Raw genomic sequence first — 13,628 nt, forward strand, 5'->3', positions numbered from 1 at the left:
AAATTCATCACTTCTTTTCGGCATAAGCCGCATCGGTATTGTCCGCCGCGAGACGCTTCTCGCCGCTATTCACACCCTGCGATTTGCCACCCAATACGTATTGGCGTAAACGCTCTAAATAGAGATAAATAATCGGTGTGGTATACAGCGTTAAGAACTGACTAACAGCCAGCCCGCCGATAATCGTAATCCCCAAGGGCCGACGTAATTCCGCGCCTTCACCAAAGCCTATCGCCAAGGGCACTGCCCCCAATAAGCCGGCGAGATTTGTCATTAATATTGCCCGCAAACGTAAACGCGCGGCCTGTCTGATCGCCAAATCCGGCGACATACCATCGCGACGCTGAGCTTGCAGCGCGAAGTCGATCATCAAGATGGCATTTTTCATTACGATGCCGATCAATAAAAATAGCCCCAGCAAGGCAATTAAGCTGAGCTGGGTTTGGCTAATGTTCAGCGCTAGTAACGCGCCGATTCCCGCCGACGGCAGGGTCGACAAAATAGTGAGCGGATGCAAGGTGCTCTCGTACAGAACCCCAAGTACCAAATAGACCGCTAATAGAACCCATAGAATCAACCACGGCTGACTTAGATCGGCACCAAAATCGGGGCGCCCGCCATCCGGTGCAACGTGGACTGCGGTGGGCAGCATAATGCTATCTAACGCCTCCGCTATCGCGTTTTCTGCCTCGACAGCCGTTACGCCCGGTGCTAGGGCATAGCCTATTCCCTCTGATGCAAACTGGGCTTCGTGGCGAATGCGATCTTCGCCCATACCGTAATCCCAGGTTGCGAAAGTCGACAGTGGCACTCTCGCACCATCACTGGTCAATACATTTAACTGGCTCAGTACCGCAGGCTGCGAGGTATAGCCGGGGGACAGCTCCATTACCACGCGATACTGATTCATATCATCGTATAGTGTCGCAACCTGACGCTGCGAGAAGGCGTTATTCAGCATGGACGCCACCGTACTCATATCAACGCCGTACTGTCTGGCTAGCTCGCGATCAATGTTCAGGGTGATCTGCCGCGCATCAGCCATACCAATGGCATCAACGTCGGTTAACTCGGGTAGCTCCTGCATGACTAACGACGCTTTGCGACTCCATATATCCAAGGCTTCCAGCGAATCCGAGCGCAGTAACAGTTCATGTTCGCTGCGACTAAACGGCGAACTCAATCGAATGTCTTGATCAACCATCATGTATAACATCGCGCCCGGCACTTTAGGTGCGTTAGCGCGCAATCGGTCGACGACCGCTTGTGCAGAGACAGCGCGCTCAGACAGCGGCTTTAAATTTAAGGTGAGCTGTGCATTGGTCAAACCGCCGCTGCCACCGCTGGTGCCTGTCACGTCCGCAACCGCTGGATCGGTCAAAATGTATTTGCGAAACACTTCAATTTTGGGCTGCATTAATTGGAAGGAAAAGCCGTCATCGCCGCGAACAAAGCCACGCACTTGTCCGGTATCTTGTTGCGGCAAGGTCGTTTTAGGCAGTGCAATATACAAATAGACATTGCAGGCAATCACCCCAGCCAACACTAACATCACCACAATGCTGTGGCGCAAGGCCCAGTCTAAACTGCTGGCATAAGCATTTTTAAGGAACTCAAACATCTCATGGCTATAAGCAGCCATGCGGTTCTCGAAACCTTTTTCACCGCCTTCCTCGTCCACAGAGTGTGAATCACGGCGGGGTCGCAGCCAGCGCGCACATAAGCTCGGCGTCAAGGTGAGCGACACCAATAGCGAAATGAGCATAGCCGCCGCGAGGGTAATTGAAAACTCGCGGAATAAGCGCTCGACCACCCCACCCATGAATAAAATAGAGACGAAGACCACCACCAATGCCAAGTTCATCGCCAATAGGGTAAAGCCTACTTCCTTGGCTCCCACTAGCGATGCGTGCAGTGGCGACAAGCCGGCTTCAATATGTCGCTCAATATTTTCGAGCACGACAATGGCGTCATCGACCACCAAGCCACAGGCAACGACCAAGGCCATTAAGGATAAATTGTTAAGCGAAAAGCCGTAGAAATACATGGCGACAAAGGCGCCGATCAATGACACGGGAATGGCAATTGACGGAATTAAGGCCGTGCGAAAGCTACCCAAAAATAGCCACACCACCAACATGACCAAGGCAACGGAAATTAACAGGCTCAGTTGCGCTTCACTTAAGGTCGACCTAATCACCGGCGAGCGATCCATAATCACAGACAGTTCACTATCGGCTGGCATTAACGCGCGCAAGCGCGGTAACTCCTGATAAATAGCGTCGATGGTTTCCACAATATTGGCACCACTCTGACGGCTAACCATCAAGATTACGGCCGGGCGATCATTGTGGAAGCCGCTGCTATAGCGGTTTTCTACCGACTCGCTAACCTCAGCAACATCACCCAATCGCACCACTGCGCCGTTATTGTGACGAACCACTAAATCGCGATATTCACTGGCTTTGCGCAGTGGGTCATTGGTACTCACTCGCCAGCGATGACGACTGTCTTCAATAACGCCTAGGGGACGCAAGGCATTTGCCTGGGTAATGGCGTTGCGCACTTCGTCCAGTGCAATGCCGCGATGCAATAGCGCGCCCGGATCTAGCTGCACCCGCACCGCAGGCAAAGACGCGCCACTTACACCAACTTCACCCACCCCAACAATTTGCGCCAAGCGCTGGGCGAGGATCGTCGATGCGGCATCGTATAATTCACTGGGCGAACGATTTTCCGAACTCAAGGCCAGGCCCATAATAGGCGCCTGCGATGGATCTATTTTGCGAAATTCCGGGTTGCCCGGCATACCTGCAGGCAACTCACCGCGCACCACATTAATCGCCGCTTGCACATCTCTGGCAGCCTCATCCAGGTTTCGATCAAGATCAAAGGTGAGCACAACTTGCGTCGATCCCTGATTACTCGATGACGAGATTGACGAGATACCACTGATACTACCGAGCGCCCTTTCCAGTGGTGTCGCCACCGTGCTCGCCATACTTTCCGGACTGGCACCGGGCAAGCTAGCGGTGACACTGATTACCGGAAAATCGACCTGCGGCAGCGGCGCTACTGGCAGCAGCCGCCACGCGAGCAAACCCACCAGGACCAACGCCAAGGACAGCAAGCCCGTCGCAACCGGACGATATATAAAGGGGCGCGACAAATTCATGCATTGCCACTCGGTGAATCGACGTCATCGTTCAGGCTTAAATCTGAACCTGAATATTCCTCACCGCTGAAACGATCAAAAAACAAATACACTACCGGGGTAGTGAACAGCGTTAATACCTGACTCACCAGCAAACCGCCCACCATCACCAAACCCAATGGCTGACGTAACTCTGCGCCCGAGCCACCAGCTAACATCAACGGCAAGGCGCCAAACAAGGCCGCCAAGGTTGTCATCAAAATCGGACGAAATCTTAGTAGTGCCGCACGATGAATAGCCTCACGCGGACTCATTCCCTGATTGCGCTGAGCGTCGAGGGCAAAATCCACCATCATAATGCCGTTTTTCTTTACCAGCCCAATCAGTAAGACCACACCAATGACCGCGATCATATCCAGGGACCGGCCGGTGATAAGCAGCGCGAGCAAGGCACCAACGGTTGCCGATGGCAAGGTCGACAGAATAGTAATTGGGTGAATCGTGCTTTCATACAAGACGCCCAGCACCACATACATGGTGGCGACCGCCGCCAACACCAACCACAAGGTATTAGACAGCGAGGCCCTAAACGCCTCGGCGGCGCCTTGAAAGCGGCTTTCAATACCCAGCGGTAAACCAATCTCTAGCTGGGCCGCTTCGATTGCCTTAACCGCTTCACCAAGCGAGGCTCCCTCAGCCAAATTGAATGACAAGGTGGCTGCGGGAAATTGGCCTTGATGATTAATGAGCAAGGCCGCTGAACGCTGCTCCACCGTTGCCACGCTATTCAGTGGTGTGGGCACGCCCGAGGCCGTCGGCACATACAAATTGTTCAATGCAGCCAAACCACTGCTCTGCACGGGGTCAACTTCCAAGACCACGCGGTACTGATTCGATTGGGTAAATAGGGTCGCTATCTGGCGCTGACCATAGGCGTTCTGCAACGTGTCTGCAATCGACGATACACTCACACCAAGGCGCGCCGCCGCGTCACGATCAATATTGATATACGCTTCGTCGCCCTGTTGCTGTAGATCACTGGCAACGTCGACCAATTCCGAACGCTGCTGCAGGGCCGCCATAAGTTTGGGCACCCACTCGGCAAGTTCGGCGGTGCTGGCGGCAGTAAGCGTAAAGCGGTATTGGGTACGGGTAATCTGATCTTCAATACTCAGCTCTTGCACTGGCTGGAACCAGGCTTCAATACCGGCGACATCGTCGGCGCGCTCGCGCAAGCGCGCCATCACATCGAAAACCGATTCACTACGATCGTGATGAGCGGGCAAATTAATAAACATGCGCCCGCTATTCAGCGTGGTATTGCTGCCATCAACACCGATAAAAGACGACAAACTCGAGACCCCAGGGTCTTCAAGCAAGGCGGCTGCCAGTGCTTGTTGACGACGGGACATCGCCGCAAACGAGGTGTTTTGCGGCGCCTCCGTCACGACTTGAATGACACCGCTGTCTTGTACCGGAAAGAAATCTTTATCGACCGCAAAGTACAGTAAGACCGTCAATAAAATGGTCGCTAACATCGCCATCATGGCAGCGGGTTGACGAGCCAAGACCCAGTCCAGCATCTCACCGTAGCGAGCAATAAAACGATCCATTGCACCGGGCGCACCATCCTCAGACTGCAGTGGCTCGCGCAACATTCTCGCGCACATCATCGGCGTTAGCGTTAGCGAAACCACCAGCGAAATAGCAATGGCCACCGCCAAGGTCACTGCAAATTCATGAAACATCCGCCCCACGACATCTGCCATAAACAGCAGCGGAATTAATACGGCGATCAATGACAGTGTTAAAGAAATTAAAGTAAAGCCAATTTCTTTGGCGCCTTTTAACGCGGCCGCCATCGGCGTATCACCCTCTTCACGATGACGGGCAATATTTTCCAACATCACAATGGCATCATCGACCACAAAGCCGGTCGCAATGGTCAGCGCCATTAAACTTAAATTATTAATGGAAAATTCCGCCAAATACATAAAGGCGAAAGTACCCACCAACGACAACGGTACGGCAATGCTGGGAATAATGGTGGCCGGCACACTGCGCAAAAAGGCAAAGGTCACCAGCACGACCAAGCCGATGGCAAACAGCAATTCCTTTTGCACGTCGCGAACAGAGGCGCGAATACTATCGGTGCGATCACTCAACACCGTGACGTCAACCGCCGTTGGCATGGTTGCGGACAACTGCGGCAACAGTGCCCGCACCCGGTCAGCAACGTCAATCACATTGGCGCCGGGCTGTTTCTGAATGTTTAGCAGTACCGCTGACTGACTATTTGCCCACGCCGCAAGAAAGCGGTCTTCAGCACCGTCGCTAATTTTTGCCACATCACCCAAGCGCAGTGGTGCACCTTCTTGATAAGCGATAATCAGCTTTTCATAATCTTTTACCGAGCGTATTTGATCGTTGGCATCGAGCAAGGTGGTTCTATTGGGGCCATCAAAACTGCCCTTGGGTTGGTTAACATTGGTCGCGGCAATTGCCGAACGAATTTCATTCAAGCTTAAACCGTAAGCTGCCACCGCCGTGGGATTAACCTGTATACGCAGTGCCGGACGCTGGCCGCCGGCTAAACTGACCAAGCCCACACCCGACAATTGTGCTAGTTTTTGCGCCATACGAGTGTCGACCAAATCGTGAACTTCGGGCAGCGGCAGACTTTCTGAGCTAATCGCCAAGGTCATAATTGGCGCGTCAGCGGGGTTCACTTTGCGATAAATCGGCGGTGTCGGTAAATCATTGGGTAATAGACTGTCTGCGGCGTTAAGTGCCGCCTGAACTTCTTGCTCGGCAACACCTAGGTCCACCTCTAAGGCAAACTGCAAGGTAATAACTGAAGCACCGCCCGAACTAGTAGAGGCCATTTGTTTAAGGCCTGGAATTTGCCCCAACCGTCTTTCTAAAGGCGCCGTAATCGTGCGCGCTGTTACGTCTGGCCCCGCGCCTGGATGAAAGGTAAAGACCTGAATGATGGGATATTCCACCTGCGGCAATGCCGCTACCGGCAGCAGTCGCCATGCCAACACACCCGCCACCAAAAGCGCGAGCATCAGCAGCGAAGTGGCCACCGGCCGTAAAATAAAAGGGCGCGACATACTATTCATGATCGCGCCTTAGTGCGGTGACGGCGCGGCTGCGCCGCCATCACGATTTGGGCGTTGACCTGCTGCCGCGCCATTGGGTGCTTTTCCACCCTCGCGAGAGCGTGAATCCGCTGCGCCACCCGCCCGCCGCTCTGCAGCGGGCACCGGCGCATCACCATCGACGGTGACATCGCGGCCATCGCGCAGACGATCCAAGCCCTCTATCACTACCCGATCGCCGGCTTGCAAACCGTCTATAACCGCAACGCGATCGCTATCAACGATGCCGGTGGTAATCTGCCGAATATACGCTTTGCTGTCTTCCACCACGTACACATAACTACCCTGCGAGCCATGTTGAACAGCGTCGGCAGGTATAGTTAACGCGTCGGCAATACTGTTCAAACGCAAACGCACATTAACAAACTGATTCGGAAACAAACTGTTATCCAAATTTTCAAATTCTGCTCTTACCCTCAACGTACCTGTGGTGGTATCAATTTGATTATCCAAAGTCACCAACTTGCCAGTGGCGATGATATTTTGTTCGTTGCGATTTAACGCTTCAACGCGCAGGGAGTCGCCACCGTTAAACGCTTTAACTAGCGCAGGAACCTCTACCTCAGAAACGGTAAACAGAACAGCGATCGGATGGGTTTGAGTGATAGTCACCAAGCCTTCGCTATCATTGGCGGCAATTAAATTTCCCGCATCGATCCGACGTAATCCAAGCCGCCCTGATATAGGCGCTTCAATACGAGTCCACGACAATTGCAAACGCGCGTCATCAAGCTGCGCCTGCTGGCTTTTATTTGCACCCTCTAATTCCCGCACCAGGGCAGCCTGACTGTCGAGCTGCTGACGGGCTATTGAGTCTTCAGCGTACAAACCTTGATACAAATTCAAATCAACCTTGGCATTGGCAAGCTGCGCCTGATTTTGCTGAAGCTGTCCCTGTGCCTGCTCAAACTGCGCACGATAGGGAGCGGGATCAATCACCGCGAGCAAATCGCCCTTGCTCACTTCAGACCCTTCAGTGAAGACAATCCTATCTAAAACTCCGCCCACCCGACTGCGCACCACCACCGTGTTCATTGGCGTCACAGTGCCAATGGAACGCACTTGCACGTCTAAGCCACCTTTTTGGACAGGCACCACACGCACGGACGAGGTCTGACCACCCCAGCCCCTCCGCATGACTTGCTCCGGTGCCGGCGGTGTACGACCCAATAGATACCAAATACCAACAACAAATAGCAGCAATAACACCACCCAAATGACGGCCTTGCGAGAACTACTCAAACGTGGGGAATTATTCATTTATAAAAAAACCATTGCGGACGCTGCAGCAAGAATTCAACACTCGTCACTCAGCAGAAAAAATATCGATAATGTTTAAACACAGCGAAGGGAAAAATCCCTCGCTATAAATTGAAAAAGTTAGGGTGAGTATACTCTCAAATCGCACTCTCTTTGCCTACGCATCAAATCAGCAAAGAGATCGCACGGTGGACAATAGCGGTGTATTCAATACACATCTCGACAGTACAAACCCGCATCGGCCAAGTCATCAAGCTGTTCATCACCCAATACTCGGCGCAATTGCCGATCAACACCCGCGGCCATACCCTCGCGGCTACCGCAAACATAGATCGCCGCACCGGCGCTGAGCCATGCCTTCAAATCAGCTACATTGGCTAAAATTGCATCTTGCACATAGGCGGGTTGTTCTCTGCATCGCGAGAACGTTAAGTCGATATGAGGCAAATAACCGTGATCTTGCCACTCTGCAATTTCATCACTAAAAATACGATCAGCGCGGGGGCTGCGCTCACCAAACATCAACCAATTGTCTTTTCTATTGCTTAACTGCCGCGCGCGAAGATGAGCGCGGATACCGGCAAAACCAGATCCATTGCCAATAAATATCACGGGGATATTCGACTCGGGCGCATGAAACAGAGGGTTGCGCCGCACCCGCAAGGCGAGTGAATCACCGACAGCTAAATGTCTACCCAGCCAGTGTGATGCCACCCCCGGAATACCGTCGCGGCCCTGCACCCGCACCAGTAAATCGAGGCTGCCATCTTCCGGCACAGACGCAATGGAATACTCCCGCTTCGCCAGTAATGGCAGACTCATAACCCACGCCGACACCGAGTCCGGATCGCCTACCACTGGGCCCGCGATATCGCTTGCAGGTAAAGCTCGGCGTTGTAACTCATCGATCAACTTACTGGCCTTGCCGTCGATCAATAAGCTAGCGTCAAAATCCAGTTTGTACATTGCCGCAAATTCGGCGCAGCGAATAACGCTATTGCGCGGCAACACTTCTGCGATATCACCGGCCTGCCACAGCGTGTCCAGCGCAACATCACCTAAAACCTGAGCTGGCGAAAACTTGAGATAAACCAGTGGCTCACCAACGCTGCCGACATTAACGACCTTGCGGGCATCCAAATGCCATGACTGGTAGTGATCACGATGGAAAGACAATTCTGTGAGATCAGGCAGTGAAGACTCTGCGCCAAAACGAGCGAGCTGCTGATACCAGCGCTGCAAAACCGCATCGGCATTGCCTGCGGTATTGCCATCTAACTCCAAGGGCGCAAACACGGGTGCGGCACCATGGCTGGATAAGCCCTCGTGCAACTTGTGGCCAAAGGCACAAAAATGTTGATACGCGCTATCGCCCAGCGCCAACACAGAGAATTTTAAATGCGAAAATTGCGCAGAACTGCCGTTTAAGTAGCGCCGCGCAAAGCGGTTGCCGTTATCCGGAGGCTCGCCTTCGCCGTAGGTACTGGCCACAAAAAAGGCGTGCTCAGTACCGGCCAATACCGCGTCATCAACTCGATTTAATGGCAACACTCGCACCGGCCCAATCGCCAGTAATGCCTTAGCACTGCTTTGCGCCAATGCTAGCGCTACCCCACTCTGACTGGCGTAGGCGACCAGCATCGACGCCGCAGACACGGACGAGTCAACGGATTGCAGACGCCCACTACTGCCGCGCCGAAATTGCCATAGGCACAGCGCGGCATACCCGAGCAAAACGGCGAGTACGAGTAGCAATCGCTCAGTGAGCACCACCTAAAATTACCGCGCTAGATCAGTAAAGTACTACTGGGGAAGCACTTCTAACGTCGCCGAGTAACTACCTTGACGAGTTGTCGCCGGTTTCGCAGCTTTATCATCTTGGTATTCAGCTTCTAGCCAGTAACGTCCTGCGGATGGCCACTCGATGCTGACCACCCCTTTTTTATCACTGGTGGCTTTAATTTCATTCGGGCTGTTGCGGTAACGTCCACCGTCTGGAATGACAGTTACGTCAACACCGACCGCAGGCTTGCCGTCGATCATAAAACGGAACTGCGCTTTTTCGCCGGAGAACAAATCATTGGGATGAGTGATGGGCTCCATTTCTAAACCTTGGTTTTGCAGAGCAAATACCGTTTTACTTGGCTGACCTGCTGTCACAAAGGTTTCCATACGGCGGGAAGACTGACTCACCTGCAGATTCTTTGCATTTTTAGGCACGGCTTTTTTAAACTCACCCGGTGCTGGCGTTTCACCACGGCCGGGCCAAAAGCCGCGTTTTCCGTCTTCTGTTTCCCAGCGCGCACGCAAGCCACTACTGGCACTAAATACTTTATAAGTACCTTCTTTGCTCAACTCTAAGTCAAAGCTGCTACGGTATTTGCCAGTGTGCTGGTTTTGCAACTCGACTTCGTTACCGTCAGGGCCAACAGCCTTCATGCCGTTTAAGCGCATCGCCGCGTGGTCGGTGAAAAAAATATCGTTAGACACCGCCGCATCAAAAGTCACCCACGCATTTTCACCAGATAATACCGTTGCTGCGGGCAGCACCCATGCACGGTGAGCATTCGCGACAAGGGGGAGTGAGCATGCCAATAAAGCAATTATCGCCAGTTTAGATTTCTTCATATACAGTCTCCAAAATATTATTTAGTGCCCAAGGCAGACGCGGTATTTCGATACCAAATCGTCAGCAGAATAATTAAGGTGCTAAGTTCAAAAGAATCTTGCCCAGCTCGGTCTTACCCTCAGTTTCCAAGGTCGTTGAGGATGTCACCGGCCACTGAAACGGAATTTTAAGCAGCTCACGACCACCAACTTCGCGGGCCGCTTCGACATATAATTTATAGCTTCCGGGGGCGAGGGAATCGGCCACCTTGGCAAGATCAACACTATGTACACCAGGTTGCTGTGTTGCTCCGCTTACCCCATCAAGCGGCATGCTTGCGCTACGTCCGCTGCGACGCCACCACTGGCGCATATCTTTAAGCCACTGCTCGCCCTTGTCATCGCGTTTATCTAGCTGATACCACACGGCTAAATTCGTTACATCGCCGCTGTCGTCATTCTGCAACCACATCGCCACGTAGGGGCGGTGATACTCGGCAACATCAATGCGCGGCAACTCAAGGGAAAGCGCCATATCACCCGCCTGCGCCGACACCGTCATCGCCATGCCCACTAGGCCCATCGCTGTCATTTTCTTAATCATCAACACACCTATTCACTACGTTCTTAAAAAGTATTTAAAAAATTAATTCACAGATAATTCATTCAATGCACAAACAAAATTATCAGTATCAGCGGTATCACCAAACCCAAACCCACCATCGGCCAGGTTGAGGGACGGCTCGCTGCATGGCGCTGCAATAGCAGCAAACCAGATACACAAAACACCACGCAGGCAATCGCAAATACATCGATAAACCAACTCCACGCCGCACCCGTGTCGCGCCCTTTGTGCAAATCATTTAAATACGCAACCCAACCTCGGGCGGTGCGCTCGTACAAAATATCGCCGCTTGTTAAATCCAAACTCAACCAGGCATCACCACCGGGTCGTGGCAACGCCACATACACGTCTTCATCACTCCATTCACCGCGCACCGAGCCTGCTATATAAATATTTAGCTCGCTCTCCAGCCAGCTTCGCAACTCGACATTGAGTGGCGCCTTGTCGGCGTTCGGTAACTCGATGTCGTCTAAAATTTGCTGTGGCAACACCGCTTCTATTGACGTAATCACCGGTACAGCCGGAATGATTGCAGCATTGTTTAAAGTGATTCCGGTGACCGAAAACAGCAGCATACCGACTAGGCACACCGCCGAGCTGATCCAATGCCATTGCCGCAATGAGCCCAAATGCCATGGCGCGCTAAACCCTTTCAAACTCATATATGACAGACTCTAGGCAAGCATGCCGCACGGTGAAAATATCCCAACATCGCGATTAGCTCTCTGGCTCGGTTACAAAACCCAACTTTAAAATGCCCGCCCGCTGCACCGCCGCCATGACTTTTAAAACATGCTCGTAGGTCGCACTGCGGTCACCGCGAATATGCACCTCTGGCTGCACGGGTTTCTCGGCAGCAAGGTAAAGACGCTGCTCCAAGTCCTCCATCGACAACTCGGTTTTGTCCCAGTGAATTAATCCGTCCGCCGTTATTGATAAGGTCACCGCATCCGGTTTAATTTCATTCGGGGTATTGTCAGCGCGAGGCAAATCGACTTTTACCGAGTTGGTAATCACCGGCACGGTAATAATGAAAATAATCAGTAAGACCAACATCACGTCGACCAGCGGCGTCATATTGATCTCGCTCATTACCTCACTGCTGTCGTCATCCAGACCACCACCGAACGCCATCTCAGACTGCCTCGCTGCGCTTTTGCTGCGCCTTGGCTAGACTGCTAATAGACTCAGCATTGCGATTAGCGGGTGCCGCGCCGGTAATTAAATAAGCGTGGAGTTGATGCGCAAATCGATTGAGCTTACTGATAATCGCCTTGTTACCGCGGGCCAGAGTGTTGTATGCCAATACCGCTGGAATCGCGACTGCCAAACCAAAAGCCGTCATGATCAGGGCCTCCCCGACTGGGCCAGCAACTTTGTCTATGCCCGCTTGGCCAGAAACACCAATATTCACTAGCGCGTGATATATGCCCCATACCGTACCGAACAAGCCAACAAACGGTGCCGTAGAGCCTACCGATGCCAAGACGGCTAATCCGCGTTGAAGGTTTTCTGAACTCTCGTCGATGGAGCCCTTTAAGCACGCAGTGAGCCACTCCGCCAGGGGCAAATGCCCGTGTAAATCAGCCTTGTGATTTACGTGGTGATCTAAGCCCGACTGCCCTTCTTCTGCTAAATGACGGAAGGGGTTGTCGCGCTGATTCCCAAGCAAATGCAAGCCTTCGGCAAAACTCTGGGCGTGCCAGAAATCCACCAGCGCGCGGGTCGGCTTGCGCAAACGAAATAAACGCCAAGAGCGAATGACAATGACATACCAAGAGGCGATCGACATCGCCAATAACATCATTGCCACCACCTTGATGACCATGTCGCCCTGGGTCCAGAGCGCTTCTACGCCATAGGGGTTTTCCATAAATCCACTTCCTCAATCGATCTTGCCATGGGCTAACGCCGCTTCAAAATGGCTAATGCTGTGAATGACTACAGTTACTGATTCAGCGAGAATTCCAAAGGTTGTAAATACCAATAAGAAATCGCCTCGTCGCCGCGCTTGGCGGGTAAATATCGCCAGCGCTTTACCGCCTTCATCGCGGTTTTGTCTAAACGCTTAAAACCGCTGGATTTTTTAACTCGCACCTCTCCGACCTTGCCATCAGGCAAAATCAGCAATTCTAAAATCACGATGCCCTCTTCCTTCAAACGCCGAGAAATAGTCGGATACGCCGGCGCAGGATTATTCAAAGGGTTCGCGTCATGGCGCGGCGGCGTAATCGGCGCTCCCAAGGCCTTATTGTCTTCCTCTGCTCGCTTCACCGTTTTCTGCACTGGCGGAGGCGGAGATTGCGGCTCCTCAGCTTGATCTTCACGGCGTATCGCCTTCTCAGACGGCGGCGCTTTTGGCAGCGGCGGCAATTTCTGTTTTGGCTTTGGCAGCGGCTTGGGCTTTGGCTTTGGCTTCGGTTTAGGAAGCGGCTTAGGTGGTGGTTCGACCTCCTTTTGCGGCGGGGGAGCTTTACTTGCGCTGGGAATTTGCACTGCCTCGGCAGGTGGAGCCGGGATTATTACGCCCTGAATAGTGGGCATCACCAATACGTTATTCTTAGGTGACGGCAACCAAAATACAGCGGCAATGGCTCCACCATGTAAAAAAAGCACAAAGAACAAGCCTAGCCACGAATCCCTTCTTCTCATCTGCCAAAGCCTTGATACAAAGAGATATCACCAAGGGAGAAAGGCAAATCTATAACGGCGTTATCGCTACCCTTGCACCCGCAAGCAGCTCCTCCCCCATTAAATTGCCAGTCCGCAGCGCGCATTTATCACTTAAATTCCGTGGTATTTATCCAAAACAGCGCGC

General features: G+C 52.6%; 10 protein-coding genes. All 10 read right to left on the reverse strand.

Annotated elements, in window-relative coordinates:
- Positions 1-7: 7 nt before the first annotated feature.
- Positions 8-3,175 (reverse strand): efflux RND transporter permease subunit, encoded by a 3,168-nt coding sequence (locus KXJ70_RS04150; protein WP_219042183.1) that lies wholly within the window; start codon positions 3,173-3,175, stop codon positions 8-10.
- Complete coding sequence (locus KXJ70_RS04155; protein WP_219042184.1) at positions 3,172-6,279, reverse strand: multidrug efflux RND transporter permease subunit; 3,108 nt, start codon at positions 6,277-6,279, stop codon at positions 3,172-3,174. The genes KXJ70_RS04150 and KXJ70_RS04155 overlap by 4 nt, the downstream gene beginning before the upstream one ends.
- Before the next feature lie 9 nt (positions 6,280-6,288).
- Positions 6,289-7,578: an efflux RND transporter periplasmic adaptor subunit gene (locus tag KXJ70_RS04160; RefSeq protein ID WP_219042185.1), complete on the reverse strand. Its 1,290-nt coding sequence runs from the start codon at positions 7,576-7,578 to the stop codon at positions 6,289-6,291.
- A 207-nt stretch (positions 7,579-7,785) separates the two neighbouring features.
- A complete protein-coding gene (locus KXJ70_RS04165) occupies positions 7,786-9,348 on the reverse strand; it encodes an NADPH cytochrome P450 oxidoreductase family protein (protein WP_219042186.1) in 1,563 nt (520 codons plus the stop codon).
- A 33-nt stretch (positions 9,349-9,381) separates the two neighbouring features.
- The gene (locus KXJ70_RS04170) at positions 9,382-10,206 is read right to left on the reverse strand and encodes a DUF4198 domain-containing protein (RefSeq protein WP_219042187.1); all 825 of its coding nucleotides are present in this window, start codon (positions 10,204-10,206) and stop codon (positions 9,382-9,384) included.
- Positions 10,207-10,279: 73 nt separating this feature from the next.
- Complete coding sequence (locus tag KXJ70_RS04175) at positions 10,280-10,789, reverse strand: DUF2271 domain-containing protein (RefSeq protein WP_219042188.1); 510 nt, start codon at positions 10,787-10,789, stop codon at positions 10,280-10,282.
- 62 nt (positions 10,790-10,851) lie between these two features.
- Positions 10,852-11,472, reverse strand: a complete 621-nt coding sequence (locus KXJ70_RS04180) for a PepSY-associated TM helix domain-containing protein (RefSeq protein ID WP_219042189.1) — start codon at positions 11,470-11,472, stop codon at positions 10,852-10,854.
- A 55-nt stretch (positions 11,473-11,527) separates the two neighbouring features.
- Positions 11,528-11,944: an ExbD/TolR family protein gene (locus KXJ70_RS04185; protein WP_219042190.1), complete on the reverse strand. Its 417-nt coding sequence runs from the start codon at positions 11,942-11,944 to the stop codon at positions 11,528-11,530.
- 1 nt (position 11,945) lies between these two features.
- Entirely contained in the window at positions 11,946-12,683 is a 738-nt protein-coding gene (locus KXJ70_RS04190) for a MotA/TolQ/ExbB proton channel family protein (RefSeq protein WP_219042191.1), read from the reverse strand.
- Between the two features lie 74 nt (positions 12,684-12,757).
- Positions 12,758-13,462, reverse strand: a complete 705-nt coding sequence (locus KXJ70_RS04195; RefSeq protein ID WP_219042192.1) for an energy transducer TonB — start codon at positions 13,460-13,462, stop codon at positions 12,758-12,760.
- Between the last annotated feature and the right edge of the window lie 166 nt (positions 13,463-13,628).

Origin of the sequence: Zhongshania aquimaris, from assembly GCF_019312595.1 — a bacterium.
Lineage (GTDB): Bacteria > Pseudomonadota > Gammaproteobacteria > Pseudomonadales > Spongiibacteraceae > Spongiibacter > Spongiibacter aquimaris.

Excerpts from the sequence above, each read along its gene's own strand:
- KXJ70_RS04150 (WP_219042183.1), bottom strand. The coding sequence starts at position 3,175 with ATGAATTTGTCGCGCCCCTTTATATATCGTCCGGTTGCGACGGGCTTG.
- KXJ70_RS04155 (WP_219042184.1), bottom strand. The coding sequence starts at position 6,279 with ATGAATAGTATGTCGCGCCCTTTTATTTTACGGCCGGTGGCCACTTCG.
- KXJ70_RS04160 (WP_219042185.1), bottom strand. The coding sequence starts at position 7,578 with ATGAATAATTCCCCACGTTTGAGTAGTTCTCGCAAGGCCGTCATTTGG.
- KXJ70_RS04170 (WP_219042187.1), bottom strand. The coding sequence starts at position 10,206 with ATGAAGAAATCTAAACTGGCGATAATTGCTTTATTGGCATGCTCACTC.
- KXJ70_RS04175 (WP_219042188.1), bottom strand. The coding sequence starts at position 10,789 with ATGATTAAGAAAATGACAGCGATGGGCCTAGTGGGCATGGCGATGACG.
- KXJ70_RS04180 (WP_219042189.1), bottom strand. The coding sequence starts at position 11,472 with ATGAGTTTGAAAGGGTTTAGCGCGCCATGGCATTTGGGCTCATTGCGG.
- KXJ70_RS04185 (WP_219042190.1), bottom strand. The coding sequence starts at position 11,944 with ATGGCGTTCGGTGGTGGTCTGGATGACGACAGCAGTGAGGTAATGAGC.
- KXJ70_RS04190 (WP_219042191.1), bottom strand. The coding sequence starts at position 12,683 with ATGGAAAACCCCTATGGCGTAGAAGCGCTCTGGACCCAGGGCGACATG.
- KXJ70_RS04195 (WP_219042192.1), bottom strand. The coding sequence starts at position 13,462 with ATGAGAAGAAGGGATTCGTGGCTAGGCTTGTTCTTTGTGCTTTTTTTA.